Annotated in this window: 24 protein-coding genes; 13 read left to right on the top strand and 11 right to left on the bottom strand. The window is 64.1% G+C overall.

Annotated features, from left to right (window positions below; all coding sequences use genetic code 11):
* Window positions 1-14: 14 nt before the first annotated feature.
* The 5 genes from IPL79_05750 to IPL79_05730 all read right to left on the bottom strand — a co-directional run bounded on the left by IPL79_05750 (window position 15) and on the right by IPL79_05730 (window position 5,311).
* Entirely contained in the window at window positions 15-1,577 is a 1,563-nt protein-coding gene (locus IPL79_05750; protein MBK9070489.1) for a Ppx/GppA family phosphatase, read from the bottom strand.
* Between the two features lie 73 nt (window positions 1,578-1,650).
* The gene (locus tag IPL79_05745; GenBank protein ID MBK9070488.1) at window positions 1,651-2,268 is read right to left on the bottom strand and encodes a sigma-70 family RNA polymerase sigma factor; all 618 of its coding nucleotides are present in this window, start codon (window positions 2,266-2,268) and stop codon (window positions 1,651-1,653) included.
* A 76-nt stretch (window positions 2,269-2,344) separates the two neighbouring features.
* Window positions 2,345-2,767: a Co2+/Mg2+ efflux protein ApaG gene (gene apaG / locus IPL79_05740; GenBank protein ID MBK9070487.1), complete on the bottom strand. Its 423-nt coding sequence runs from the start codon at window positions 2,765-2,767 to the stop codon at window positions 2,345-2,347.
* Window positions 2,768-2,775: 8 nt separating this feature from the next.
* A complete protein-coding gene (locus tag IPL79_05735; protein MBK9070486.1) occupies window positions 2,776-4,065 on the bottom strand; it encodes a citrate synthase in 1,290 nt (429 codons plus the stop codon).
* Between the two features lie 136 nt (window positions 4,066-4,201).
* The gene (locus IPL79_05730) at window positions 4,202-5,311 is read right to left on the bottom strand and encodes a hypothetical protein (protein MBK9070485.1); all 1,110 of its coding nucleotides are present in this window, start codon (window positions 5,309-5,311) and stop codon (window positions 4,202-4,204) included.
* 86 nt (window positions 5,312-5,397) lie between these two features.
* Here IPL79_05730 and IPL79_05725 point away from each other — a divergent pair, with 86 nt between their 5' ends.
* The 3 genes from IPL79_05725 to IPL79_05715 all read left to right on the top strand — a co-directional run bounded on the left by IPL79_05725 (window position 5,398) and on the right by IPL79_05715 (window position 8,273).
* Window positions 5,398-6,720: a glucose-6-phosphate isomerase gene (locus IPL79_05725; protein MBK9070484.1), complete on the top strand. Its 1,323-nt coding sequence runs from the start codon at window positions 5,398-5,400 to the stop codon at window positions 6,718-6,720.
* Between the two features lie 10 nt (window positions 6,721-6,730).
* Window positions 6,731-7,294 (top strand): hypothetical protein, encoded by a 564-nt coding sequence (locus IPL79_05720; protein MBK9070483.1) that lies wholly within the window; start codon window positions 6,731-6,733, stop codon window positions 7,292-7,294.
* Between the two features lie 115 nt (window positions 7,295-7,409).
* On the top strand, window positions 7,410-8,273 hold the full coding sequence (locus IPL79_05715) for a GGDEF domain-containing protein (protein MBK9070482.1): 864 nt from the start codon (window positions 7,410-7,412) through the stop codon (window positions 8,271-8,273).
* 19 nt (window positions 8,274-8,292) lie between these two features.
* Here the strand turns inward: IPL79_05715 and IPL79_05710 are convergent, their stop codons facing one another.
* Both IPL79_05710 and IPL79_05705 read right to left on the bottom strand, forming a co-directional pair.
* A complete protein-coding gene (locus tag IPL79_05710; GenBank protein ID MBK9070481.1) occupies window positions 8,293-9,348 on the bottom strand; it encodes an acyltransferase family protein in 1,056 nt (351 codons plus the stop codon).
* A gap of 2 nt (window positions 9,349-9,350) precedes the next feature.
* Complete coding sequence (locus IPL79_05705; protein MBK9070480.1) at window positions 9,351-10,436, bottom strand: NAD-dependent epimerase/dehydratase family protein; 1,086 nt, start codon at window positions 10,434-10,436, stop codon at window positions 9,351-9,353.
* Window positions 10,437-10,558: 122 nt separating this feature from the next.
* Here IPL79_05705 and mutL point away from each other — a divergent pair, with 122 nt between their 5' ends.
* The 5 genes from mutL to IPL79_05680 all read left to right on the top strand — a co-directional run bounded on the left by mutL (window position 10,559) and on the right by IPL79_05680 (window position 16,792).
* Window positions 10,559-12,097 carry a DNA mismatch repair endonuclease MutL gene (gene mutL, locus IPL79_05700; GenBank protein ID MBK9070479.1) on the top strand — a complete coding sequence of 513 codons (1,539 nt, stop codon included), beginning with the start codon at window positions 10,559-10,561 and terminating at the stop codon, window positions 12,095-12,097.
* Window positions 12,094-13,044 (top strand): tRNA (adenosine(37)-N6)-dimethylallyltransferase MiaA, encoded by a 951-nt coding sequence (gene miaA / locus IPL79_05695; GenBank protein MBK9070478.1) that lies wholly within the window; start codon window positions 12,094-12,096, stop codon window positions 13,042-13,044. The genes mutL and miaA overlap by 4 nt, the downstream gene beginning before the upstream one ends.
* A gap of 71 nt (window positions 13,045-13,115) precedes the next feature.
* Window positions 13,116-14,078 (top strand): acetyl-CoA carboxylase carboxyltransferase subunit alpha, encoded by a 963-nt coding sequence (locus IPL79_05690; protein MBK9070477.1) that lies wholly within the window; start codon window positions 13,116-13,118, stop codon window positions 14,076-14,078.
* Entirely contained in the window at window positions 14,078-16,144 is a 2,067-nt protein-coding gene (locus IPL79_05685; GenBank protein ID MBK9070476.1) for a rhomboid family intramembrane serine protease, read from the top strand. The genes IPL79_05690 and IPL79_05685 overlap by 1 nt, the downstream gene beginning before the upstream one ends.
* A 33-nt stretch (window positions 16,145-16,177) precedes the next feature.
* Window positions 16,178-16,792 carry an extensin family protein gene (locus IPL79_05680; GenBank protein MBK9070475.1) on the top strand — a complete coding sequence of 205 codons (615 nt, stop codon included), beginning with the start codon at window positions 16,178-16,180 and terminating at the stop codon, window positions 16,790-16,792.
* A gap of 4 nt (window positions 16,793-16,796) precedes the next feature.
* Here the strand turns inward: IPL79_05680 and IPL79_05675 are convergent, their stop codons facing one another.
* Entirely contained in the window at window positions 16,797-17,567 is a 771-nt protein-coding gene (locus tag IPL79_05675) for a M50 family metallopeptidase (protein MBK9070474.1), read from the bottom strand.
* Window positions 17,564-18,268: a hypothetical protein gene (locus IPL79_05670; protein ID MBK9070473.1), complete on the bottom strand. Its 705-nt coding sequence runs from the start codon at window positions 18,266-18,268 to the stop codon at window positions 17,564-17,566. Before IPL79_05670 ends, IPL79_05675 begins: the two co-directional genes overlap by 4 nt.
* A gap of 47 nt (window positions 18,269-18,315) precedes the next feature.
* Between IPL79_05670 and IPL79_05665 the strand changes: the two genes are divergently transcribed.
* Window positions 18,316-19,479: a phage tail protein gene (locus IPL79_05665; protein MBK9070472.1), complete on the top strand. Its 1,164-nt coding sequence runs from the start codon at window positions 18,316-18,318 to the stop codon at window positions 19,477-19,479.
* A gap of 50 nt (window positions 19,480-19,529) precedes the next feature.
* On the top strand, window positions 19,530-19,745 hold the full coding sequence (locus IPL79_05660; protein ID MBK9070471.1) for a hypothetical protein: 216 nt from the start codon (window positions 19,530-19,532) through the stop codon (window positions 19,743-19,745).
* A gap of 39 nt (window positions 19,746-19,784) precedes the next feature.
* Here IPL79_05660 and IPL79_05655 read toward each other — a convergent pair whose 3' ends face one another.
* A complete protein-coding gene (locus IPL79_05655; protein ID MBK9070470.1) occupies window positions 19,785-20,633 on the bottom strand; it encodes a sigma-70 family RNA polymerase sigma factor in 849 nt (282 codons plus the stop codon).
* A gap of 36 nt (window positions 20,634-20,669) precedes the next feature.
* On the opposite strand from IPL79_05655, the gene IPL79_05650 reads away from it, so the two are divergent.
* Window positions 20,670-21,179: a hypothetical protein gene (locus tag IPL79_05650; protein ID MBK9070469.1), complete on the top strand. Its 510-nt coding sequence runs from the start codon at window positions 20,670-20,672 to the stop codon at window positions 21,177-21,179.
* On the opposite strand, the gene IPL79_05645 is transcribed toward IPL79_05650, so the two are convergent.
* Complete coding sequence (locus tag IPL79_05645) at window positions 21,160-23,511, bottom strand: hypothetical protein (protein MBK9070468.1); 2,352 nt, start codon at window positions 23,509-23,511, stop codon at window positions 21,160-21,162. The genes IPL79_05650 and IPL79_05645 overlap by 20 nt on opposite strands.
* 109 nt (window positions 23,512-23,620) lie before the next feature.
* Here IPL79_05645 and IPL79_05640 point away from each other — a divergent pair, with 109 nt between their 5' ends.
* Both IPL79_05640 and IPL79_05635 read left to right on the top strand, forming a co-directional pair.
* Entirely contained in the window at window positions 23,621-24,025 is a 405-nt protein-coding gene (locus tag IPL79_05640; GenBank protein ID MBK9070467.1) for a TIGR02266 family protein, read from the top strand.
* Window positions 24,022-24,933: a CDP-alcohol phosphatidyltransferase family protein gene (locus tag IPL79_05635; protein ID MBK9070466.1), complete on the top strand. Its 912-nt coding sequence runs from the start codon at window positions 24,022-24,024 to the stop codon at window positions 24,931-24,933. Before IPL79_05640 ends, IPL79_05635 begins: the two co-directional genes overlap by 4 nt.
* Window positions 24,934-25,240 lie beyond the last annotated feature (307 nt).

Below are 25,240 nucleotides of genomic sequence, written 5' to 3'. Positions count from 1 at the left end.
CTCGGCGAGTGAATTTATACCGGCGTCGCGGCGCGCGGTTCGGTGCGTTTCTTGACCTTGGCCCGCAGCAGCTCGAGCTTGACTTCGAATTCATCGGCGAGCAAGTCCGCCTTGCGCAGCATTTCTTCTGGCTTAAAGGCGCGCGCATCCGCGGTGGTGAAGAGATCGATGGTGAGGACGTTGCGCTGCTTGCTAACCACGAGCGACTCGACGGCTTGGCGGTGGTCGTAGTCGAGGCCATCAGCGAGGCGGAGGATGCCGGCGAGTTTGCGCGCGATGGCACGCCCCTCGCGCAACAGCGGCAGCTCTGCCAGGATCTTGCGGGCATCGCTTGCCGTCTTGCGATGGCAACGCGCGATGGCGGCGACGATGTCGCGGCGTTCGCCGTCGAGGCCCGCAATGCGCCCGGTGCGAATTAGGTATTCGCTGTGCTTGTGGTGGCCGCGAGAATGTACCACCTCACCAATGTCATGAAGGATCGCCGCCACCTCCAGCAAGACGAGTTGGCTATCGTCGAGCTGGTGCAGATCGCGCGTCTGGACAAAGAGCGAGCGCGCTAGCTCTCGCACGTGTTCGCTATGGCGAATGTCGTGGCCCATGCGGTGCGAAAAATCGCGCGCCGCGGTGAGCAGCGCCTGGTCGGTGGCCTCGACCGCCTTGACCTTTTCGTCGGCCACCGCATCGCACAGCTCAAACAGCACCGCATCGCGCAGGCCAACGCCGGGCGAGATGAATTCGGTGATGCCCAGCTGACGGCCCACCACGGCAAAGATGAGCGAGGCCATGCTAAGCACGTCGGCGCGGTCTTTGCGAATCTGATAGCGCGCCATCCGCTCGGCGACGGTGGCGCCAAGAATATCGGGCAGGGCGGCCTCGAGCGCGTGCAACGTCAGCGACGGCAAGGCGCCGGCGAGCCCGAAAATCTTGGTGAGGGCCTCGGCGTTGCCGCCGCAAATCGCCGCCGCGCCAAGCACGGGCAGCTCCGACCCGAGCGCCGCCTTGAGCGACGTCACGGTGTAGCGGCGGACCATCGCCGCCTCTGCGTCGGAGACCTTGTCGCCAATGCCGAACATCTCGAGCATGCGCACCGTGCCCACCGGCAACGAAACGCCGCGCCATTTGGCTTCACCGGGCAGCTTGGCGTTGATCTCAAGGCTGCCGCCACCCAAGTCGATGATGCAGGGCGGGCAGGCGTCGCCCAGCGTGCGCGCCACCGCGGCGCGGACCAGGCGGGCCTCTTCTTCGCCGTCGATAACGCTCAGCTCGATTTGCGCCTCTCGCATGATGCGATGGCGCAGGGCTTCGGCATTGCTGGCATCGCGCACCGCGCTGGTCGCGACGGCGCGATAGGCGGTGACGCCGTGGCGGTCAAACATTTCACGGCAGCGTTTAAAGGCGTCCACCGCGGCATCCATGGTGTCGCGGTCGAGCCGGCGGCGGGTGAATGCGCCAGCGCCCAGCCGAACCTCCAGCCGCTCCAGCTCGAGCTTGCGGATCACACCGCCCTTGACCTCGGCCACCACCACGCGAATGGCGTTGGAGCCCGCATCGACCGCGCCGAGAACCGCTGTGTGCACGATCCACTAGATATCACATCCACGTGCGGCGCCTGGGCCCGATCTCGGCGGGCATTTCGCGCATTTTGGGCGTTTAAGCCAAAAGGCCGTCAATTAGCGAAAGTGGCGGCGCCTCGGCCTCGCCGCGCCGCTTGGTCTCGCTCGCGAGCTGCTTGCGCAGGCGTTGCCGCGCTTGGTGGATGCGCCACGAGATGGTGCCTTCCGCGCAGTTCATAATGACGGCGCATTCGGCATGGGAGAAGCCCTGCAAGATGACCAGCGTGACCGCGGTCTTGATGTCGGGCGGCAGCCCGTCAAAGGCCGTGATGAGCTGCCGATACGTGCGCCGCAAATCGATGGCGCGCCATGGATCGCCATCGGCGTCGACCTCAAGCGCCAACGAAAGCCGCGTATCGTCGGTGGGAATCATGCGCCCGCTGCGGCGCCGCGTGGTGAGACACTGGTTGAGCGCGATACGGTAGAGCCAGGTGAAAAACTCGCTCTTGCCGGCAAATTGCCCGAGTGCGCGATACGCCTTCATAAACACGTCTTGCGTGACGTCGTCGGCGTCGCTAGCGCTGCCGGTCATGTGCAGCGCCAGCGCATAGATGCGGGTGCGATAGCGTGCCACGAGCTCGTCAAACGCGCGCCTATCGCCAGCTTGGGCTTTGCCCACCAGCAGCTCGGCGATGGCAGATTCACGGGTCGTCACGGTTACTTATCAGACGCCCCAGTTTACTAAAGGCTTTGCGGAAATGTTCAGAAACTCGTAACTATATGTAATTACACTAGTTGAGCTCATCCTGATGGCCGGCCCAGGGGCTAAGCAACGAAAATGGGGCAATCGTGACGTCAAAAACGCGACCCTCGTCGGTCACCATCTGATAGCTGCCGTGCATGACGCCGACCGGGGTTGCCAAGATGCAGCCCGACGTATAGCGAAAGGCTTGTCCTGGCTCTAGATGCGGCGTCTCGCCGACGACGCCCGGGCCACGCACTTCCTGAATCTCGCCGCGGCCATCGGTAATTACCCAGTGTCGCGTCTGCAATTGCGCCGACGCCGTGCCGCTATTGGAAATGGTGATGGTGTAGGCGAAGACAAACCGTCCGAGCTGCGGCGCTGATTGTTCCGCCAGGAACGCCGACTTGACCGAGACGGTGATGCCGTCGGTCGTATGCGTCGAGGTCGTGGCCGCCGCGGTGGTTGGCATGGGCAGGCCTACGAGCGCTTCTCGATGGGCACGTAGGCCTGCGAGGTTGGCCCGGTGTAGATTTGCCGCGGGCGGCCGATCTTGGTGGTCGGGTCGTCGACCATTTCTTTCCAGTGTGCAATCCAACCCGGCATGCGGCCGATGGCGAACATCACCGTAAACATGTTGGTCGGAATGCCCATCGCCTTGTAGAGAATGCCGCTATAGAAGTCGACGTTGGGGTAGAGCTTCTTGGACAAGAAATACTCGTCCTTGAGCGCCACCGCCTCCATCTCCTTGGCGAGATCGAGCAAAGGGTCTTTGACCTTTAGATGGACAAAGAGCTCGTCGCACATGTTCTTGAGGATCTTGGCGCGCGGGTCGTAATTTTTATAGACGCGGTGGCCAAAGCCCATCAGGCGGCGATTATTCTTCTTGTCTTTGACGTCGTTGATAAACGTCTTGACGTCGCCGCCTTGGCCTTGGATTTCCTCGAGCATCTCGATGACGGCTTGGTTGGCGCCCCCATGGAGCGGCCCCCACAGTGCCAAAATGCCGGCGGCGATAGAGGCATAGAGATTGGCGCCCGACGAGCCCACCATGCGCACCGTCGAGGTGGAGCAGTTTTGCTCGTGGTCGGCGTGCAAGATGAGAAGCTGATTGACGGCTTTGACCATGATCGGATCGGGGACATAGTCCTCGGCCGGCACGGCGAACATCATGTGCAAGAAGTTGGCGCAGTAGTTGAGCGCGTTGCGCGGATACATGACCGGCTGGCCGATGCTCTTCTTGTGGCTAAACGCCGCGATGGTGCGGATCTTCGACAACGCGCGCGTGATGTGCAGCGAGTTGGGCGAATCGCGGTCGAGGCAGTCGGGGTAGTACGCCGAGAGCGAGGTGACCATGCTAGAGAGCACCGCCATCGGATGGCTGGTGGGCGGGAAGCCATTGAAAAAATGCAGCATGTCCTCGTGGATGAGGCTGTGGTAGGTAAGTTCCTTAGAGAACGTCTCGAGTTCCGACTTGGTAGGCAGCTTGCCGTTGATTAGCAGGTAGCTGGTTTCGACAAACGTCGACTTTTCGGCCAGCTCTTCGATCGGGATGCCGCGATAGCGCAAGATCCCCTGCTCGCCGTCGAGATAGGTGATGGCGCTGGTGGTGGCGCCAGTGTTCATATAGCCACTGTCGAGCGTGACGTAGCCGCTGTCGCTACGCAGCGAGCGGATGTCGACGGCGGGCTCTTGTTCGCTGCCAACGATCACGGGCAGGGTGACGTCGCGCCCATCGGGCAGACTAAGCTTGGCGGTTTTTCCTGACATCTCTATGCTCCCTAATGAGCCTATCTAGCCCAAGCTAGAATAAGCCGTGGAACCCTAGCAGATTGCCGCCACCTTGGCGCGTTCGCCGACGGTTTTTGCGGGTGGTGGACGCCATAAAAAGCGCCGATTTGGCGCGCTATTCGAGGCGCCACGTAAAGGCCGATGGCGTCTCATTCCACGCCTTCGCAAACCGCCGCGCGTAGCCGATGCCGAAAAACGACATGGTCATGTTGTCGTCGAGGCCAAACGTATCCGAGCCCTCGGCGTTGCTGCCGGCAAACTGTCGAAAGGCGGCCTGCGCGTAAATCAACCCGTCCTTCTTGGCGCCGACCGCTAGGCCCGCTGCTAGCTCAGCGGTGACGCCCCAGGTCTGATAGGTCTCGCCGATATACAGCGAATTATAGGCATTGCCTGGATCGAAATCCGCAATCAGCACGCCAAGCCGTGGGGTGACACAAATAGCGCCGCCGCAGAAATTTTTGTAACCTGAAACGCCTAGTTCGACGATCGACATTGGGTCGGTAAATGAGTCTGCCGACGGCAACGAGATGTAGCTCAAGAAGGCCTGGACGCCAGCGCCCATCGGCTTGTGGAGCGTAAAATCCGAATTGATCTGCAGGCCAACGCCGGCATCGTAGTCGTTGTCGTGCATGCCAACGTTCGTGCCAACCGGCACGAACACCAGGCCGCCAAGCGACCACATATAGCTCTTGGCGAGGCTCGGACGCGCGGCCGTCGGCGGAGGCGGCGGGGCGCCAACCACCGGCGAGCCCGTGGGCGGTGTTGGGTAGGTGGGATTCACCGGATTCGTAGGATCTGCGGGCGCGACGGGGGTTACCGGCGTTGGCGTGAGGCCTTGGCGCGCCATCTCATCGGAAATCTTTGTCTTGAATTTGGCAACTTTTTCGTTGAGCGCTGCATCGGCGCCATTGGGCGCGACGCTGTCGCAGGAGGCAATCGCCTCGCCGAACTTGCCTTCTTGAAACTGCGCGACGCAAAGATTGTAGTAGAAACGTCCCTCCGGGGAGATCGCGATCGCGAGACGAAACTTGGCCGCTGCCTCGCTCGGCTTGTTGTCGTAGAGCAGCTGCTTGCCTTCCTCGTTGAGCACCTCAGCCGAGGAGGCCGCCGTAGGTTGGGCATTCGCGTGGGTTGCGAAGGTGGCCGTGGCCGCGGCGGTGACGACGAGCGCCAGCCACACCGAACGACATGACGATAAGAGGGAGGCAGGAGAAGGGCTACGCATTGCGCGGCAGCGTAGCATACGTTGCGCGCCCACACGCTGGCCGCGCGGGGATTGCGACGTTGACGCGATCACTGTAGCGTCGCGCCATGCCTGGCTTGGTTTTGGATATTCCGCGCACAAGCCTCTCGGCCGAGATGCTCAGCGACACCTTTGCGGCGGTGACCGAGTCAAGGCTGGCAGGCGCGCACGGGTTCTGGACGTTGCCCCACGAGCACGCGTGGGCGACCGATTTGGCCGAGGCGGTAGGGCGCAACGCAGCCTTGCGCGCGCCGCGACATGTGGTCGTGCTGGGCACGGGTGGCTCGAGCTTGGGATGCAAGGCCATCGCCACCGCGCTCGGCATGATGGGACCGCTAGGAGATCGCAACCCGGTGCGTTTATCAGTTTGCGACAACATCGATCCCGCCGTGTTCGTGCCGACGTTGCACGCCCACCCGGCGGCCTCGACCATCGTATGCGCGATTTCAAAATCCGGCCAAACCATGGAGACCACGGCTCAGCTCGCGATCGCCGTGGCCTGGCTGCAACGCGAACTCGGCGACGCGTGGCGAGCGCACGTGGTGGTGATTACGGATCCTCTCGCGGGGCCGCTGCGCGCGTTTGCGTCGCAGCATAGCCTGTTGGCACTTCCCGTGCCCACCAACGTCGGGGGACGTTTCTCGGCGTTGTCGGCGGTTGGCCTTGCGCCACTTTCCCTCGCCGGACTTGATGTGGTCAAGGTGCTGCAAGGTGCAGCGCGGGTCTTGCCGAGCGTTGCGGCAAAGCCGGCCCAGGAGGGCAGCAATTTGGCCCTCGCCCTCGCGGCCTGGTTATATGAACAAGACCGCGTCGCCGGGCGCGGCGTCGTGGCGATGATGATGTATTCGGATCTCTTGGGTGAGCTAGGTGCATGGTTTACCCAGCTATGGGCGGAGAGCCTGGGCAAGCGCGGGCTTGGCGCGACGCCGCTCATTTGCCGCGGCACGACCGATCAGCACTCGTTGTTGCAGCTGTTTGCCGAAGGGCCCGATGATAAGGCATATATCGTCGTCGATGTCCCGTCGTCTGAGGCAGCCAACCCGATGGTGCAACTCCCGCCGGTAATGGCAGCGGCATGGGGCGACCCCGCGTTCGCCGGCAAGCCTATGTCGGCGCTGATGACGGCCTCGCGGCGCGGCACCATCGCGTCGCTGGCCGCGAAAGGCCGACCGCTCGCGTCCGTATCGTTTGGTGCCGTGACGCCAGAAAATCTCGGCGCGTTCATGATGGTTTGCGAGGCCGCTTGCGCCTATGCCGGGGCGCTCTACGGCGTAAATGCCTTCGATCAGCCCGGGGTCGAAGACGCCAAGCAACGCGCCCACGCGCTGCTGCGTGGCGGCGCGGGCGATGCGGCCGAGGCGGGCGGCCTCGGCGTGCGTTTTGCGGTATAGTCGACCGCGCATGAAAAGACGATGGCCTCGAGGCTTGCCGGTGCTGCCGTTGGTGTTGGCACTCGGCAGCGTCGTGGCCTGCCAGCGCGCGTCTGGACCGCGTGCGGTGATTGGCAACGCCGAGGTGGCCGGGAGCGCCAGCGAATTGCCGCTGGGCGTGGTTTACTTAGACACCGACGATGCCTGCGCGGCCGAGCTTACTTCGCACGGCGGCACGCCGGCGCCGCAGTGGGTGCGTTCCGATCGCGATTTCGACGGCGACGGCGGCATAGATGTGGCGATAGCGGATCGGCGCGCCTGTGATGACCTGGGCAACTGCTACTGGCAATTGTACAAGGGAGCGGCGTCGACAGCCGCGGGTTTGGCGTGTCCACACTTCGTTGGCGAGGTGGCAGGCGCGACGTTGGCGGTGGTTGAAAACGATGAGAGCCCGATGCGCTTGCAGGGTATTTGGCGCCTTTCGGACGCGCGGGTCATGCGCCACGAGTATCGCGTGGTAGGCGGACGTTATGAACTACAGTCGGCCGCCGTTTGCGCGTTGACCGAGGCTGCCATCGTCTGCAGCACGCAGTAACGCGGCCGGGCGCCGGGGGAATATGCTGGCCCCTGGGCTAGAAACCAACCTGCGCCCTACGGTATGACCGCGCGTCGTGAGGGATAAGGAGCGGGAGGTTACTAAGCGGACGGACGTGTCCGCGCTGCCAGAAATGGAGGGCGCCAAGGGGGCCTGCTTGGTGGTGCTACATGGGCTTGAGCTCGGCCGCCGCTTTTCGCTCACCGACAAAGAACTCGCCATGGGGCGCCTGGCCCGCAGCCAGATCCAAATTGACAGCGAGGCCGTGTCGCGCAAGCACTGCAAGGTCGTGTCGGCCGGTGGCGCCCATGTGCTGCGCGACCTCGATTCGACCAACGGCACCTATGTCAACGATCAGCGGGTCAAGGAGCACATCCTGGCCGATGGCGACATCATCAAAGTTGGACGCTGCATCTTTAAATTTCTCGCCAGCGGCAACATCGAAAATGCCTACCACGAAGAAATTTATCGCATGAGCTCGGTCGATGGGCTGACGCAGATCTTCAACCAGCGCCACTTCCACGACACGCTCATCCGCGAGGTCGGCCGCGCCAGGCGATATCGGCGGCAGCTCTCGCTCGTCATGTTTGACGTCGATTACTTCAAGCACATTAATGACACCTACGGGCACCTCGCCGGCGACGCCGTGCTCAAGCAATTGGCGCAGCTGGTGCGGGGCAACATCCGCCGCGAGGATGTCTTTGCCCGCGTCGGTGGCGAAGAGTTCGCGGTGCTCTTGCCTGAAATTGATCTGGCCAACGCGTGCTTGTTTGGCGAAAAAATTCGCCAGCTCGTCGCCGACGCACCCTTTCGCTACGACGACGTCGCGATGACGATCACGATCTCGGTTGGCGTCGTGGCCATGCAAGGCGATGTGAAGTCCGCGGACGAAATCATGCGGCGCGCCGATGAACAACTTTATGCCGCCAAGCACGGCGGCCGCAATCTAGTGTCGAGCGTCGCGCTGACACCCCCGTAATCGCGCCCATCGTGGCAAGTTACAGCCGCGTTACTAAGGCATCGAGTTGCGCCTGCAGTTTTTTGCGAATGGTATCGGTCATGCGCGAGACAAAAATGCGGTCGTCGGCGGCGGCCGCGGGCATCGTAATGGGCTCGCCAATCGCGATGCGCCACGAGGTTGGCAACGGCAAGAGTCCCAGCGGGCCAAGCAGCGGGAAGGTTGGCGTGACGGGGATGCTGGGGCCGCCGAAGATGTTTTGCAGCGCGTTGATGCGAAACAGCTGAGGATTGGCATCGTCGCTGCCGACGATCGCGACCGGCAACACGGGCACGCCCATCCGCATCGCGAGCCGTACAAAACCGCCGCGGCCAAAGCGCGCCAGCTGGTAGCGCTGGCGCCACGTCTTCTCGGTGCCCTTGACGCCTTCGGGGAACACCACCACCAGCTCGCCCCGGCGCAGCAGGCGTTCGCCGTTTTGCGGGTGCGCGCGCACCGCGCCCATGGCCGCTAAGCGAGAGCCAATGAACGGCATATGAAAAAATTCGTCTTCGATGAGCGGACGGGCATCGCGCCCGGCCGGGTGTTCGCGGCGAATCGCGTGCATGAGCAAAACGCTATCGAGGGGCAACAGGCCGCCGTGATTGGCGACCAATATCGCAGGGCCGGTGGCGGGCACATGCTCCATGCCGGTGACCGCGACGCGAAAGTAATGGCGATAGAGCCACTCGAGCCGGCGCTCCCAACGCGCGGTTGCCTGCGGATCGCGGCCAAAGTCGTCGACGACGCTCGACCGCCCGCGCATCGCGAGCGCGCGCCACGCCGCGCTGACATTGTTCCACCCAAGCACGCGGCGCACGTCGAGAGGAAACGCGGGGGTGCCAAGGGCGTTGACGCGCCGGTTGAGTTCGTTCCACGCGGTGGCCCCCTCGCTAAGCATGGTCCAGCCGGCGTGCTTGGTGCCGTACTCGCCAGGCGGCAGCGCGGCCTCGCCGCCGAGATACATGTCGTCGTCGGCCGACTCCTCCTCGCCCAGCGATTCGTCGTCGATAGGTGCGTCGGTGGTACCCGCTTCGTCGAAAGGAGGGTTGGTCATCGCTAGCCCACCGATTGTGCCACGTCGGTGGCGCCATCTTCCGGTGCCAGCCCGAGAAAATCCAAGATCGTCCGACGGATGTTGAGCTGCGGCGAAAAGCCCAAGGCGGCGCGACCGCGCGTGCCATCGGCGACACACGGATACCGCAAATACGGCAAGAGGTCGGCGGGGGCACGGGCAATGTGCGAGGCCCACAGCAGTCGGGTCGCGCTGCGAAGCAGCGGTGGCGGCAGGTAAACCGGCACGCGACCCATCATCGCCAGCACGGTGGTGTAGGGCAGCACGCCCTTGCCAACGATGTTGATTGGCCCCGTCGCGCCGGCATCGACGGCGCGCTGCAAGGCGGTGATAGCATCGCGCTCATGAAGGAATTGCATGAGGGGATCTCGGCCAAGCAAGACGGGGGCCCACGGCTTGGCGAAGAAACGGGTGAATAGATTGCGCACCGAAGGCCCGAGCACCGGCGCAAAGCGCAGCAGCGACACGGCACACTCGGGATGCTCCACGGCAAATCGCATGACCTGGCGTTCGGCCCGCACCTTGCTCGCGATATAGGGCCCGTGCAGCTCACCGCGCAGCTCGGCGTCTTCGGTCAAGAAGTTGGGATTGTCAGGACTGGCGCCATAGACCAAGGTCGACGATGCCACGACGAGGCGCGCGGTCTGCGCGCCCGCGCAGGCATTGAGCACGTGCATGGTGCCGACGTCTTCGAGCTCATGGGCATAGTTGGGGTCGTGGCGCGGCACGTCGGTAAAGGCGGCATGCACGACGGTATCGATGTGCTGGGTCGAAAGCAGCGTCGCCAGGCTGCCGTCGACGCCGGGCTCGGTGAGATCGAGGTGGACAAATTCCGTGCGCACGAGCTGGGTGCGCGCGGCGGGCGGCTCGATGTCCAGCGCGAAGATGCGATCGTAGCGGTCGTCAGCGTCGAGGCGCGCGATCAGTTCGGCGCCAAGTGAGGTGTGGGCCCCGGTAATCGCGATGCTGCGCGATTCGACGCCGGTGAGGCTTGAGTCGCGCGACCGTCGGCCGTACGGCGGCACGCTGTCATCCATGTCGGGTGCCAGGGAATGTGGCGTGCGGCGCATTGGCCAACGATAACGAATGGCCGTAGACGGCGCAATCATGCTAGAGCGTATCTCATAACCCCGGACCAAGCTGGCCTCGCTCGCGATGGGAGGGGTTTTGAGGTACGCTCTTGAGCCAACAGATGTCTGGGCCGGTCCCTTCTCAACGCGACGCCGTGGGGCGGATCGCGCGCCTGCCGGACCATGTCATCGATCAAATCGCCGCGGGCGAGGTCATCGAACGGCCCGCCTCGGTCGTCAAGGAACTCGTCGAAAATGCGCTCGATGCCGGGGCGACCGATATCGTCATCACCTGTGCCGGCGGCGGCGCGCAGGCAATCACCGTTACCGACAATGGTTGCGGCATGTCGATGGCGGAGGCGCATCTCGCCTTGATGCGGCACGCGACCTCGAAGCTGCGTCGGACCGAAGACCTCTTGCAGCTGGCGACGCTTGGCTTTCGCGGCGAGGCCTTGCCGTCGATCGCGAGCGTGTCGCGCATGACGATTACCACGCGCAGGGCCGACGACCTCGCGGGCGTGAGGCTGCGGATCGAAGGTGGCGTCGTGCAGGATCAGGCGCCGCATGGTGCCGCGGTAGGCACCTCCATCGAGGTGCGCGATCTCTTGTTTAATCAGCCCGCGCGGCAAAAATTTCTGAAAAGCGAGGCCACCGAGCTCTCGCACATCGCCGATTGGGTGCTGCGCCTGGCGCTCGCCCATCCGGAAGTCGGGTTTGTCTTACGCCATGAGGGGCGTGAAATCTTTGAGTTGTCGCCGGGCGATCAGCGGCAGCGCGTGCTCGCGGCGCTCGGGTTGCGCTGGCAGCCACATTTGCTCGATGTGACCGCCGAGATCGACGGCGTGCGGCTGCGCGCGCACGTAACCGATGCCTCGCAGGCGCAGCTTTCAGGGCGATCGCTGCACGTCTTTGTCGGGCGGCGCTGGGTTCGCGATCGCGGCTTGGCCCACGCGGTGGCGATGGCGTATGGCGAGCAGCTGCCGCGCGGGCGATTTCCGCTCGGCGCCGTGTTCCTCGACGTGCCACCAGGTGGCAGCGACATCAATGTGCACCCACAAAAACTTGAGGTGCGGTTTGCCGACGCGAGCGCGATTTATGCGGCGGTGCGGCGCGCCTTGCGCCCAGTAGTTGATCGCAGCATGTCGCCCATCTCGTATGCCGCGTCGTCGAGCGGACAGCTTGCGGCGGCATCGAGCGTTCAGCTCAGCTCAGCCATGGCTGCGCGTTACGTCGCGAGCGTGACGCGACCCAAGCCGCCCGCGCGCACGGCCGCCGCTAGCATCTCCACCTCGGCGCCGCCGCGCGCCGCGCCGTTGGCCATGGCGCCAATGGCCCGGGAACCCTCGCCGCGTTGGCAGGACCTCGCCGCGAGCTTTGTGCCCCATGCCGTGTATTGGACGCGGTTTGTGGTCGGCGCGTGCGACGAGGGCCTCGTCGTCATCGACATGCGGCGCGCCGTGCTCACCGCCATGCAGACGCAGCGTTGGCGCGGGGACGCGCCGCCCCCCGGCGACATCGCGCGTGCCGTCGAGGCCGCCCTTGCCACGCTCGAGGTCGCGTCGTTTCACGCGCTCGTGGAGGCATGTGCCGATGATTTGGCCGATGCGGTATGCGTGCTTGACGCGGCAGGCTTGCAAGCGCTGGTTAAGGCAAGGCCATGACGCCCGGGCTCATCGTCGTCGTCGGCCCGACCGGGTCAGGCAAGTCGGCGTTGTCGCTGCAAATTGCGCAGCGCCTTGATGGCGAGGTCATTTCAAGCGATTCGCAACAAGTGTATCGCGGCATGGATATCGGCACCGGCAAGCTGACGCTGGTCGAGCGGCAAGGCATTGCGCATCATCTCATCGACATCGCCACGCCCGACGAAGAGATGACCGCGGCGCGCTTCGCGCAGCTGGCGGACGTGGCGATCGCCGAGATTGCGGCGCGCGGCCGGCGCGTGATTGTGTGCGGTGGTACCGGCCTCTATGTGCGGGCGCTGCTGCTTGGCTTGTTTGACGGCCCGCCCGCCGATCCCGAGGTGCGGGCCCAGTTGCATGAACGCATCGCGCGCGAGGGCCTGCCGAGCCTATGGGCCCAGCTGGCGCGGGTTGATCCCGTGCTCGCGGCCAAGGTGGATGCGCGCGATCAAAAACGCATCGTGCGTGCGCTGGAGGTTTTCTTGTTAACCGGCGTGCCGATGAGCGACCACTGGAAAACTCATGACCACCGCGCGCTGCCACCGCGTTATCCGGTACATTTCGTCGGGCTTTCGCCGCCGCGCGAGGCGCTCTACGCGGCGATCAACGCCCGCGTCGACGCGATGATAGCGGCCGGCCTTGCGCGCGAGGTCGAGCAGCTTGCGGCCGCGGGCTATCTGCCGCCGCTGCGGTCGCAGGCTGCCATCGGCTACGCCGAGCTGCACGCGTGCCGTCGCGGCGAGCACTCACTCGCCGAGGCCGTCGAATTAATCAAAAGGAATTCAAGGCATTATGCTCGTCGTCAGCTCACCTGGTATCGCGGCGATGCGCGCGTGCAGTGGTCGCCTGAGGCCGCCCTGGTCAACTGGTCGGCAATTGATCAGTTCGCGCTGGCCAATACCGTGGCACCGCGCAGTGCCCCATTGTAGAGTGCGCGCCGCTGCCCAGCTAGCCAGCCACCATGACCCAGCCGCAACGCCCCGATGCGATTTCAGATCGGATGATCCTCGAGTTCGAACGGCCGATCATCGAGCTGCAGCGCAAGATTGCCGACCTGCAGGCGATGTCCGACGAGGGCGCCTCGGTCGATTTCACCAGCGAGATCCGCCGCCTCGAGCAAAAGGCGCACAAGCTGCAGCAGGAAATCTTCTCGGCGCTCACCGCGCAGCAAAAGGTCTTGCTGTGCCGCCATCCCGGGCGGCCGTATACTCTCGACTATTGGCAGCACCTGTTTACCGATGTGGTCGAGCTCCACGGCGACAGATCGTTTGGCGACGATCCGGCGATCATTGGCGCGATGGCCATGTTTGATGGCGTCGAGGTGCTCGCGCTAGGTCATCAAAAGGGGCGCAATACCAAAGAAAACCTGCACCGCAACTTTGGCATGGCGCGGCCCGAGGGCTACCGAAAATCGGCGCGGCTGATGCGCATGGCGTCGCGCTTTGGACGCCCCATCTTGTGCTTCATTGATACGCCGGGCGCATACCCAGGCCTTGGCGCCGAAGAGCGCGGCCAGGCCGAGGCGATTGCCAAGTCGCTGCAAGTGATGGCCAGCGTCGAGGTGCCGGTGATATCCGTCGTCATCGGCGAGGGCGGCTCCGGCGGCGCCTTGGCACTTGGCGTCGCCGATCGCATCCTCATGCTCGAGTACGCGACCTACTCCGTCATTTCACCCGAGGGCTGCGCCTCGATCTTGTGGCGCGATCCGGCCAAGATTCCCGACGCCGCCGAGCAATTGCGGCTCACCGCGCCGGATCTGTTGTCGTTTGGCATTTGCGACGAAGTCATCGCCGAGGCGCCAGGTGGGGCGCACCGCGACGTGCCGCGCACGGCCGCCTCGCTGCGCGCCGCCCTGCGCAAACATCTCAGCGATTTGCTGACGGTCAGCGTTGGCGATCGGCAAAGCCGGCGCTACGAGAAACTTCGCCGCATTGGCACCTTCTCAGAAACCGCCTCGACCTAATGTGGTTTGACATTTTGCTCCTCTCCACGTTGGCCTTGGCCGTGGTGGCGGTATGGATGTGGCCGCCGCCGCTGCGGCGCACCACGGCGTTTTTCATGATGGTCGCCGCGGGCTTGCTCGCGCTGGTGTGTTGGCTGTCGGTGCAGGCGCAGGCGCCAGGGCCTTGGCGCATGCTGGGGTGGGCGGCCATCTGCGCGGTGTTGCTGATGCGCGTTGTCGCGCCGCTCGCGCGGCGGCTGGCGTTTGCAGCCATGGAACGCGAGTGGACGTGGTTGGCAAGTGTTGGCGTCGAGGTCTTCGTCGCGCTGCAGCCTGGGCTCGGCGGCGAGCGCGATCGCGCGATGGTGCGGGCGTATCGACGCGCGATTTCTGGAAATATCGACGCCGAGTTGGCCAACCTCGATCGCGCCAAGCGCAACGTGCCACGCACGCTTCACGTTGCCATCGATGCCAATCAAATTTGGCTGCTGCTGCTCGCGCGACGGCATCGTGATGCCGTGGCCTTGGCCGAGGCGTCGTTTGCCGACGTGCCATCGGGGCAGGGCGAGGCCGCCACCCTCACGATGCCGCTCGAGCTGCGCCTGCAACTGCTTGGCGCCCTGGCCGCGCTTGGCGAAGACGTTAAGTTGGCAGGTCATGCCAAGCTCATCTTAGAGGCGGCGCGCGACGTCCCGGCGCTCACCAAGCTGCACCGCTATACCGCGATGGTGGTGCTCGCGGCCGCCGGTAGGGTAGCTACGGTCGAGGCGTGGGCCGCCTCGCTGGGCAACACGACCACCAAGTATGTCCGCGCGTATTGGCGCGCGGTAGCGGCAATTCGCAGCGGCGATGCCGCGATGGCCGTCGCCGCCGTCGCGCGCGTCCAGCAAGTGGCAACCACTAAACGTCAACGTGAAAGTGCCGCGTTGCTGGCGAGCGAATTCTCGAGGTCACCGGCAGCTCCTATGGCGCCGGCGCTGGTGGCGCTAGCCGATGAATTGACCGCCGAGGTCGCGCCGGTGGCGTTGCGCGCATCGCGCACCATCGCGACGTATGCGCTCATGGCCGTTATGGCGGCGTGGGCGGCGGCCATTGCGTGGGCGCTGCGTGGTTCGCTTGACACCGGCTCGCTGGTCCGAGGTGGCGCGGGGGTCAAGCACTTGGTGGCGGGCGGCGAGTGGTGGCGGCTGCTCACGGCGTCGTTTGTCCACGTCGGGGCGGCGCATCTTGCGATCAACGCGCTCAGCCTGTGGAGCGTCGGCCGCATCGTCGAGCGCCTGATTGGCAGCTGGCGCATGGCCGCGGTCTTCTTGTTTGCGGCGCTATCGGGCGCGGCTTGCAGCCATCTGCTGCGCGAGACGCAGGTGGCCGCGGGCGCCTCGGGTGGCGTGATGGGGCTGCTCGGCGCGCTGCTCGTCGAAGTTAAATTTCGCAAGGCGCACGCGCAGGCGCGCGGCATTTCGGCCAAGGCCTTGCCGGTCTTGTACTTCGTCGTCGCGGTGCAGGTGCTCTCGGATGCGCTGGTGCCCGCGGCGGATGGCGTGGCACATCTGGCCGGCTTGCTCGGCGGCGCGGGCTTTGCGTTGGCGTTTGGCGCACGCGACGGCCTGCTCGACCGCGCCGTGCGCGGCAGCCAACTCGTCGTGCTTGCGCTGACGTTCGCAACGTTGGCGGGCGCCTGGCTGCTTTTTACCCACGGGCCTGCGACGTGGCTCGCCGCCTCGGCAGGCGACGACCGGTCGGCGGCCTATGCGGCGCTAGGCATCGATGCGCAGGTGGATCAGCGCGTCGACATTAGCGATGAAGCCGCCTTTGTCGCATGGACCGCGCGCGAGGCGACGCGGCTGCAAGACGTTGTCGATCGCCGAGCCCTGGTGCTGCCTGCCGACCCGACGCTTTGGCTGCGGGGCGAGACGGGGCGCGTCGCGAGCGAGCAACTAGGTGATCACGTGGTGGTGATCTGGTTCGCACAGCGCGCGCCGTCGGAGGGGGCAGCGGCCACGCGGGTTGGGCGATTGGTCTTACCACGCGTTTATTTAACCGATGCCTGGCCCCAGCTTGTCGCCTGGATGAACTCGTCGCGCTAGCCGTCGCCATCGCCGCGTGTTAGCATCGCAGGCGTGTTGGCCGCGCTCATGCTTGCGTTGCTTGCTACGGCGAAGACGCCATCGCCGTGTCAACTCGAGCTAACCGCACGCGGCGTGCCATTTGCGCCGGCGAGGCTTGGGTGGATTGCCGACGGCGTTCGCCTTACCGGGCCCATTGAGGGGATCCGCTATGTGTATGGCAGCGCGGCGCGCCCCATCGTGATCGATTGCTCGCTCGCGTTGTCGCTCGCCGAGGCAGCTCGTTATTTGCGGCCCGCTGGCGTCGACACGGTGTATGTCGCGTCGGCGTATGCGCGCCGCTACGTTCGAGGCACCACGCGGTGGTCCAAGCACGCCTACGGCCTCGCGCTGGATGTCTATGCGCTAGGCGGGCCCGAACTTGGCACTCTTGAGGTCGCACGGCATTACGAGATGGGCCTTGATCGCGGCTATGATTGTCTCGGCGCGCCGGGCGACGATGCCGCCAAGCAGCTGAGGTTAATCTTTTGCCAGCTCACCTATTCTGAGCTATTTCACCTCGTGCTCTCGCCCGACTACGATAGCGATCACGACGATCATTTTCATCTCGAGGCCGCGCCCTGGGCCAAGCGCCCCGCGCTGCGCTCGGGCCGGCCGGCGATTCATTAGGGCGCTACGGCTGCGTCGCGCCGCTGTCTTGTTCGCGCAACATTTTCAGGCTGAGAAAAAATGCGAGCAGCGACCACGCGATCCACAACGAGGCCCAAAACCACACCGCCCAGGTCGCCTCGGTGCCAAACGTCGCCAGCGCCATGCTGTGGGCGTCCGAGCCACCGATGACGACGCCGTCGACGACGAGGGTTGGGCGATACAACACGCGAATGTCGACCACGGCGTTGATGCAGCTTTGCACCGCGACCAAGAACGCGACGAACTGCACCGCGCGCACCGGCAGCGCGATGCTGGCGATGATGAGGCCGCCGCCCACCGCGAGCATGGCGAGCTGGCCAAACGTGTTGGCGATGAGCAGGCCGGCCGACAGACACAGCGCGACGCCAAGCGCGACGACGCTAAGGCGCGCGCGATCTTGCCGCACCGCGATCATGAGCAAGGCGGCGCCAAATATCGGCGCACCCATGTAGCCGGCGGCGGCGATGATCGGGCGCGCAACCGGCGACGCGGCGCGATTGGCAGACGCCAGCCCGCTGCCATTGGGGTAGATGTTCATCTCAAAAAAGCCGGCGCCCGAGAGCAACATGACCATGCCGTGGGCAAACTCATGGATCCAAGTGGCGAGCAGCTTGAACGGGTAAAAGACGTAGCCCGCAAACGGCAACGGCAAGAGCAATAAAGAAAGGAGCAACGCCAGCCCAATCACGCGATTGGGCGCGCGCGCCGACCGCGCCGCACGGGGAAGCGTCTTGTGCCCAGCCACCTCGCTCATCGGCGCGCTTTCTTGGCGGGCCGCTTTTTGCGCGCGGCGCCTTTGGGGTGAACACCCGGTCTGACGCCGGAACGATTCGCCGCGACGGCCGCGACGGCCGCTGCGGGCGCGCGCTTGCGGGACGCGGCGGCGGGTGATCGACAGAGCAGGCCGATTAGGACGCCCCCAAGTCCGCCGGCGAGCGCCGCCCGCCACAAAAGTGGCAGGATGCGTTCGCCGTATTCCTGGGCATGAGTTGCCGCCACGGGCAAGCCCAGCGCGGTAAAGCCGATCAGGCCGCAGGCAATGCCGATCACGGCGCCCGACAGCATGGCCAGCAGCAGCGTCACCAGCCATTTGGATCGCAAGGACCGGCGCCACACGGCGCGGCCAAGCCCGCCGGTTGTGATCGTGCAGGCAAGGCCTGCAAAAACGACCGTATTGCGCAAGGCTTCAATGAAGCCGACGCGAGGCGCACCCGCGCCGTCGTCGGGCAGCGGGATATCGGCATCAAAGACCAACGATTTGCAGGCGTGCCACAGCGCGGTGGCCACCAGCGGCAGCATCACGCCAAGCCCAATCCAAAACCCCCGCCAAAACGGAAGCTTACGGCCCCCCATCGCAAACGGCAACGAAACCGCGATGCGGCGTAGGCGAGGCCGCGTCGTCTGCGCGGGTGGTGGTGGCGACGCCGGATCGTTGATGACAGATTGGTCGCGCATGATTGGGAGAGACGGCAGCCGGCAAAGCGTATAACATCCGGGCGCCGATGAGGTTTATCGATCGCCTGATTAGTCAGTCCATCTACACGCGGGCGCATTTTCAGCTCGTGCTTGATGGCGTGCCGGTCGGGCTAATCAAATCCATCGAAGGCGGCGCGCTCAAGGCGGAGGCCATCGCCTATCAAGACGGCACGGACCAAGTGCCACGTCGGCTGCGCGGGCGGACCAAGTTTGAGGATCTGCGGCTTAACGGCGGCATCGCCATGGGCGTGCCCTTCCTTGACTGGATGGCGGACTTCATGGCGGGCAAGGTGACGCGGCGCAACGGGGCGATCGAGATCGCCGATTTCGACGGCTACGTGCGGGCGCGGCGTGAGTTTTATGGCGCGATGATCACCGAAGTCGGGTTCCCGAAATTCGATGCGGACGACAAGAACAACGTCTACCTCAGCGTGGCGTTGGCGCCCGAGGCCGTGACCTTTCAAAACGCCCTAGAGGGCAAGCCTCGGCGCATCAGGGGACACGATGACACCGTTGGCCACCGCGCGACCAAGGCCAATAGCTTTCGCTTTTCGTTCGATGGCAACGAGGACTGGTGTCGGCGCGTCACCAAGGTGGATGGGTTTTCGATCAAGCAAAAGCCAGTCGAATACGCGGATAATAATCCAAACGGCATGCACCAACTTGGCAATGGCGCGACGTCGATGGGCGCGCCCGCGGTCGCGCGCAAATTGCCCGGCAAGATCGAAATGCCGAGTGCGATCTCGGTGTACATGCCCGAGGTCGACTCATTCGGCCTCGCGCAGCGAGTTCAGGCGGGCTTGGCACGACGGGACGGCTCGGACGTATTGGCGGGGGCGCGCCTGGTTGCGATCGACCCCGAGAAGAATGAGCTGTTCGAGATCGAGTTTGTCCGCCTCCATATCTTGAGCATCGCGGTTGATGGCAGCAGCGCCGATGCTGACGCCATCAAGCAGGTGAAGATCGAATTCGTGCCCGAGCAGATCAAATTCACGCCAAATCAGACGGCTTTCAAACAGGGCGCGCGGCTGTCGGAAAAGGGGCAAAAAATGTTGTCCGACGCCATGAAGAACGCGGTCCGCGACGCCAGCAAGGTCATCCAAAAAGATCTGCGGTCCCAAGGCAAGGTCGGCGGCGTCGCGGCGGACGCCATGTCGGCCGTCGTCGACAAGGCCCTTGGCAAAAAATAGCCGGCCGCCAAAAATTTGCGCATTGAGATCCGGGGTGCGATGGTGCCGGCATGTTCGACGCCGGCGAGACCATCTACTGCCATCCTCAAACTGGCGGTCCGCAATCGGCGATCGACGTGTTGGCGTTTGTATTAGCGAGGCCCGAAGTCATTTTGCCGGGCCTGCCTGAGGACGAGCTGGAGGCCGCGGGCGAGCTCCTTGACGAGGTCAAGGCCAGCGTCATCGCGCAGTGGCATGAGCGCGATCAGGTCCGACTCATTAATTAGCTAGCCGCGATGACCCGCGACCGCGCTCGGCCGTGCGCGCTACTTGTACGCAGCCAACACGTACCGCAACCGAATGAGCGCCTGTAAGTGCAGTCGGCTGGCCCACGATCGCGAGAGCCCGAGGGTGTCGCCTGCCTCCTTGAGCGACATGTCCTCCCAATAGGTTTTCTGCAGGAGCACGCGCTGTTGCTCGGGCAGCTGGGCAATCGCCGCGGCAAGCGCGCTCGCGGCGCTCGCGGCATCCAATTTATGGGCGGGGTCCACGGCGGCGGGATCGGCGAAACGCGCGTCGTCGCCGCCCGGCGCATCAAGCGAGACCGACGTCGAGGTCGCGACTAATGCGAGCGCATCGGCGAGCTGGCGCATCGTGTCGAGGGTTGAGGCTGCGGCATGGTCCTGCTTGTCGGCCAAGGCCGCTTCGATCGCTTTGGCCTCGAGGACATCGCCGGCGTGGCGCAGGGCGGCGAGTTGTTTCCAGATGGTCGCGGGGACGTGGGAATTCCGGCGCAGGCCATCGAGAATCGCGCCTTGGACGCGATACCAAGCATAGGTCGAAAAACTAGCGCCGGCATTTGCGTCGTAGCGGCTGGCCGCCTCGGTGAGCCCGGCATGCCCAAGCGCGAGCAACTCCTCCCACTCTATATGGTGCTGGACGCGACGGAAAATCAGCTTGGCGGCCTTGTCGGCCAAATACAGATGCTCTTCCACGAGCCGCTGGCGCAAGGATGACATCTTGGCCAAGCCTACAAGAATTCGCGCGCCAGATTGGCAACGCGTCGTCGAATTTGCGGGACTCGCCATGGCTGCCGTGCCCATGCCGCTGGCACTCAGCTCCATATGTGCACGGCGAATCTTGGCGCGATTCGTGCACACGGTGTACGGTGTCACCGGTACCTTTACTCAACCTGTTAGGAGTCATCGCTTATGGTTCGCTCGGTCGTGTTTGTCTGCATGTTGGCGTCGGGGATAGGCGCGTGCGCCAAAAAACAGCAGACCATCCCAGGTACGCGCATTCCCGATACCGCGATGAATCAGGACGTGCTCAAGGTGCTCGAAACTTACCGCAACGCCGTCGAAAGCGGCGACGCCAAGACCTTGCTGCTCTTGGCGTCGGAAAATTATCGTGAGGATGGCGGCACCCCGAGTATCGCCGATGACTACGGCTACGAAGGCCTCAAAGAGGTGCTCGCGAGCCGCTTTCAGCGCGTGTCTGACGTGCGCTATTCGCTGCGCTACCAGCATATTCGGCGCGAGTGCCCAAGCGAAGGGCGTGACCTAACGCCAGGTTGCCTGGCGCGCGTTGAGGTTTTGGTGGACGCGAGCTTTACGGTCAAGGATATGAACGACAGCGCCAGGCGTCCAGACAAGCGCGATCAGAACGAGCTCGTGCTGGAGTGGAACGGCGACAAGTGGCTTATTGTTGCGGGGATGTAGCGGCCGTGCGGGCTAGCCGCTTGCCGTAGAAATCGCGGCGCGCCTGCCAGTCTTCGCCATAGTGGCGATCCATGGCAGACTGGCCGGCTTCGGCGAGCACGCTGAGTCCCAGCGCCAGCGCCGCATCATCCTGGGCCCGCCACGCCGCTTCCACGATGAAACGCCCGAGTGCGCCGCGATACAGCGTCGCCTTTACGGCGGCTAGCGCCAGCGGCGCGTCGCGCAGCACGCGCGCATCGTCGCCGGCAACGGCGGCGTCGCGCATGCGCAGGTACGGCCCTAGCCAGGCTTCCGCGGGCGGTTGCGCAGCATCTACATCCGGCAGGACAAGCGGGTAGCTAGGCCGCGGCGCGGCGCTAATCTCGGCAAACAGGTAAGGCAGGATCGCGTGACGCCACGACGTCGGTCCGCGCACGATGGCGTCTAACATGGTCATGCGGCGCCGCCACACCAGCGGCAAATGCAGTCGCAGGGCCTCGTCGACAAGCACCTGCGCGTTGGGCCCTTCAAGCGCCAAGATCGTCAAATGCCAGTAAGCCTCGCCGCGGTTGCCGGCATCCAGCCCCGGGTTGCGCGCCACCTGATAAAAATAGCCAATGGCTAGCGCCCGCGCGCTTGTGATCGACCACTGGCCAAGCGCCAACATCATGTCGGGCGTTGGCATTAGATTGCAGATCGCGTGCAATGTGGCGAGCCGACCGGACGGCGAGGCCTCCCCCGGCGTGCGCGTGCGCAGCGTCTCCATCAACGCGGCGACGTCGTGCGGGCAGCGCCGCACAAACACGCTCGGGCGGGCATAGCGCTCGCGCACCGCTTCAACCGCGCCGTCGGGCAATGCGACGCCTGCAAGAAATTGCCGCCAATTGGCCTCTAGCTGCGAAAGCGATAGTTGCAGCGCAGCCTGCGTATCGCCGCCATTGCGATACAAGGCCTGCCAAGCCGCCACGCCATGCGTCTCGTGCACATAGCGCATGAGCGAGCCCGCCGAGGTATAGCCCTGCGCTGACGCGGCGCCGAAAAACGCGAGCGACATTAATTGCGACGCGCTGGGCGCCCAGCCGAGTTGCTGCAGCACCGCGGTCGCTTGATGTGGTGTCAGCTCGCTGCCATAGGAACCCGGCCAATCAGCCATGACAGCCGAGCCTTCGATGACGCCGGGGTTGGCCAGAATAGGCAAGCCATGCCAGCGCCTTGAGCTAACGGCAAACCACGGATCGCCGAGTTCGCCCGCCACGACGTGTGCGATCTCATGACGCAGCGAGGGATGCGGGAAGGCCGCATGCGCGAGAAAAATTTCGCGCTGCCACGGCCTTGCCATCTCGGTGTAACGCGCGCCGAACCATCGCGTCTTTTGTGCTGGCGAGGAAAAATAGAACGAACGAATCTTGCCACCAAGCCGGTCGATGGCGAGCACGCGCTTAACTTGATCGAGGCGAAATTCGTGCTCGCGCGCAATGTCGTCGATTGCCGCCGCGACCTCCGCATCGGCCACCTCGTAGTAAATTGAGAAATGTTCGTTTTCTCGAACGCCACCAAGCGCACGCGCGATGTCGTGGCGATCAAGGCGGTACTCGTGGGCGCCGCTGTGCGAGGCCAGCGCGATTGCGCAGGCCGTTGACGCGAGCGCCACGCGGCCAACGCGCACGGAGGGGCCCACCGTGATCGCGCTGCGTACGCGGCGCTGGCGATGCCATGCACAAGCCGCCAGCGCCGCGAGCGCCCACGCGCCTTGCTCGAGCCGCGCCCACCACAAGGCCGCTGGCACCTCGATCAGCTCGTCATAGAGATTGCCGGGAAAGTAGCCGACCCACGGGCTGTACGAGCGCGCGGTCGGGTGGTGGTAGACGCGCCACAGGGCGCTGCCGGCGATCGCGAGCCAAACTAGCAGCGCTACTATGGCCGATACCGCCGGGCGCCATGCGGGTTTTACGGCCAGCTCCGAAACAACATAGGCCACCGTGGCGCCGGCGGCCGCACCCAGCAGCAGCGAGGGCAGCGGCAGCAACGCGAGCCAACCCATGGCTTGATGCAAATCGCAGGTTGGATGCCACAGCCCACGAAGCCCGACCGAGGCGATGACAATCAGCAGCCCTGCCGCGCCTCGCTTGGCGCCGGTTACGGCCGCGCTTTTAGCGTCAAAGGGTGCGGCGGTGGGTGCCGTCGCGGCCAAGAGCAGGCCGGCAAGCGATCCAAGCACGGCGAGCGCCGCCGCCGCTTCATAACCTAGGGTGTTTAGCAGCGGCGTTTGGACAAACACCATCGCGATCGCTAGGGCCATGCCCAGGCCAAAGGCCCACCCTAGCGCCGACCATAAGGTGCGTCGTCGCTGCACCTTCACGTTTTAGCGACCGCACACGGGCAGGGCAAGTAACTTTGGCAGCTCAGCGGTGCGTAGGGAGGGATGATTGAGCCGGCCGTAAAAGTGTGGTACGGCGCCATCCATGAGCGGGGAGCCTGATCGTCGCGATGGCGATCGCCAAGCAATCGAATTGCGCGTCGAATATACGCGGGTAAACGCCTTCTTCGCCGACTACACCAAGAACATCTCGCAGGGTGGCACGTTCATTCCGACCAAGAACCCCGTCGCCGTTGGCACGGAGTTCGCGTTCGCGCTGTTTTTGCCTGGCGAGGCGGAGCCGATTCGCTTGCGAGGCCAGGTCGAGCGCGTGATCGAGGAAGGCGACGCCGAGGGGCGCGAGCCTGGCATGGGCGTGCGATTTATTTACGTCGACGCCGCCGAACGCGCCGCGCTTGAACAGTCCGTGCAAAGTCTTATGGTTAAAAATCTTGGTGGACGGCTCGCGGAGCATGTGCTGGCGCCGCCACCTGCGGGAGAGTCCAAATGAGCCATCCCGTGGTGGCCGTGGGCGCCGACGATCCGAAGCGTTTTTGGCGCTATCTCGCCCCCAACTCGATCACCGCGCTTAGCCTAATTCTCGGCCTAGGCTCTATCTGGGGCGCAAGCCACGGTCGCTATGATCTCGCGGCGTGGCTCGTCGTGTTGGCGTCGCTGACAGATCGGCTCGACGGCTTTGTCGCAAGGCTGGTGCGCGGCACCTCCGAACTCGGTGTGCAGCTCGACTCGTTTGCCGACTTTTTAAATTTTGGGATTGCACCGGCGTGGCTGTCGTTTGCCTTCATCGAGGCTAATCAGCGCGCCTTTGGCTATTCCGACGCTTACCTGTGGTTTTGCGCCGCCTGTTCGCTGCTATGGGTGATTGGCGCGGTGTTTCGCCTCGCGCGTTACAACATTCACAGCGACGAGGCGGTGCCCACGAAGATCTTCTTTGGCGTGCCGACGACGTTGGCAGGCGGGCTATTTGCCATCTGGTTTTTAGCGTTTTACAAATATGCGCAGCCGGGCGCTGCGACATTTGGCGGGGCCAAGTTGCTGCCGGAAACTTGGACGGTGAGCGCAGCGCAATGGCGTTATTTGCCGATCGCGATGCTAGTCGGCGCGTTCTTGATGGTCTCGTCGCTGCGCATGCTAAAGGCCGGCAAGACCAACAGCCGGTGGAAAACGTGGACCGTCGGCCTGGTCATGGCGTACGGCGCGCTGTTTGGGATGCTGCAGCTCTATCCCGAGACCCTGGTGATCGCGCCAAGTCTGTGGATCTTGGTATTTCTCATTTGGGGGCAGGTCGTACCAGAAGTGAAAAACCTACGGCCGCCGCCCTTGTTTCCGCGGGCCACGGAGGCTGGTCAGCCGCACATGCGCCACCAAGAAGACCTCGCTGATGAGGAGCAGGATTGACCGATTTCACGGGCTTACCAGCGCTTGTTTTTGATTCCGCAGGATTCTCCAAAAATAAAATCTATGTGCTTGACGCCTAGGGCACTTTTCTCTAGTGTCCGTATCCCTTCCAACGGCTTTTAGCCGGTGAGAGTGGGCACCAGGAAACTGGCGCAGTTCTCTGAAAACTAGATAGCAAGCGATAAGATAGAGTGAGTTTTATCGTCGAAGTTACGGACCAACCCCTGTTGGCTCTGAAGAACGCGACGACGTAGTAAGATAGAAGTAAGAACTCGATAGTCTTCTGGTTGAAATGCCAGCAAGACGG

The organism is Myxococcales bacterium (genome assembly GCA_016716835.1).
Classification (GTDB): Bacteria; Myxococcota_A; Polyangia; order Haliangiales; family Haliangiaceae; genus JADJUW01.
The sequence above is the reverse complement of the archived record's forward strand: the minus strand, read 5'-3'. Positions and strand labels throughout refer to the sequence as shown.

Bases quoted from the DNA above. Each gene is read 5' to 3' on its own strand.
- IPL79_05720 (MBK9070483.1), top strand. From the start codon at position 6,731: ATGAAAAGACGATGGCCTCGAGGCTTGCCGGTGCTGCCGTTGGTGTTG.
- IPL79_05735 (MBK9070486.1), bottom strand. From the start codon at position 4,065: ATGTCAGGAAAAACCGCCAAGCTTAGTCTGCCCGATGGGCGCGACGTC.
- IPL79_05730 (MBK9070485.1), bottom strand. From the start codon at position 5,311: ATGCGTAGCCCTTCTCCTGCCTCCCTCTTATCGTCATGTCGTTCGGTG.
- IPL79_05675 (MBK9070474.1), bottom strand. From the start codon at position 17,567: ATGAGCGAGGTGGCTGGGCACAAGACGCTTCCCCGTGCGGCGCGGTCG.
- IPL79_05670 (MBK9070473.1), bottom strand. From the start codon at position 18,268: ATGCGCGACCAATCTGTCATCAACGATCCGGCGTCGCCACCACCACCC.
- IPL79_05685 (MBK9070476.1), top strand. From the start codon at position 14,078: ATGTGGTTTGACATTTTGCTCCTCTCCACGTTGGCCTTGGCCGTGGTG.
- IPL79_05710 (MBK9070481.1), bottom strand. From the start codon at position 9,348: ATGACCAACCCTCCTTTCGACGAAGCGGGTACCACCGACGCACCTATC.
- mutL (MBK9070479.1), top strand. From the start codon at position 10,559: ATGTCTGGGCCGGTCCCTTCTCAACGCGACGCCGTGGGGCGGATCGCG.
- IPL79_05690 (MBK9070477.1), top strand. From the start codon at position 13,116: ATGATCCTCGAGTTCGAACGGCCGATCATCGAGCTGCAGCGCAAGATT.
- IPL79_05725 (MBK9070484.1), top strand. From the start codon at position 5,398: ATGCCTGGCTTGGTTTTGGATATTCCGCGCACAAGCCTCTCGGCCGAG.
- IPL79_05640 (MBK9070467.1), top strand. From the start codon at position 23,621: ATGAGCGGGGAGCCTGATCGTCGCGATGGCGATCGCCAAGCAATCGAA.
- IPL79_05635 (MBK9070466.1), top strand. From the start codon at position 24,022: ATGAGCCATCCCGTGGTGGCCGTGGGCGCCGACGATCCGAAGCGTTTT.
- miaA (MBK9070478.1), top strand. From the start codon at position 12,094: ATGACGCCCGGGCTCATCGTCGTCGTCGGCCCGACCGGGTCAGGCAAG.
- IPL79_05705 (MBK9070480.1), bottom strand. From the start codon at position 10,436: ATGCGCCGCACGCCACATTCCCTGGCACCCGACATGGATGACAGCGTG.
- IPL79_05650 (MBK9070469.1), top strand. From the start codon at position 20,670: ATGGTTCGCTCGGTCGTGTTTGTCTGCATGTTGGCGTCGGGGATAGGC.
- IPL79_05665 (MBK9070472.1), top strand. From the start codon at position 18,316: ATGAGGTTTATCGATCGCCTGATTAGTCAGTCCATCTACACGCGGGCG.
- IPL79_05660 (MBK9070471.1), top strand. From the start codon at position 19,530: ATGTTCGACGCCGGCGAGACCATCTACTGCCATCCTCAAACTGGCGGT.
- apaG (MBK9070487.1), bottom strand. From the start codon at position 2,767: ATGCCAACCACCGCGGCGGCCACGACCTCGACGCATACGACCGACGGC.